At 44.5% G+C, this 319-nt stretch carries 1 protein-coding gene; it reads left to right on the forward strand.

The window, feature by feature from the left end; translation table 11 throughout:
- A partial coding sequence (locus ACVCXO_RS00595) for a hypothetical protein (protein ID WP_452227659.1) occupies positions 1-319 on the forward strand: 319 nt, incomplete at both ends.

The raw sequence follows: 319 nt of genomic DNA on the forward strand, positions 1-319 counted from the left end.
TGGTGACTAATGGTGTTTCAGGAGCGACCTATACTATTGAATACACAAGTCCAGGGATTTGTGGAATAAGCAGCACACAAACGGTAACTGTTTTAACTTTAGGAGACGCTTCTTTTAATACGACAGCAACTTGTGATGGCAGCACCGCAACTGTCACTGGAGATCTTGGCGGGAGTTTTACTTTTAATCCGATACCAGCCGATGGCGCAACAATAAACGCAACTAGCGGAACGATTACTAATGGTATTTCTGGGACAACCTATACTATAGAATATGCAACAAGCGGCACATGTGCAGCCAGCAGCACACAAACGGTAAC

The sequence above is a fragment of the Lacinutrix sp. MEBiC02404 genome (genome assembly GCF_053601575.1).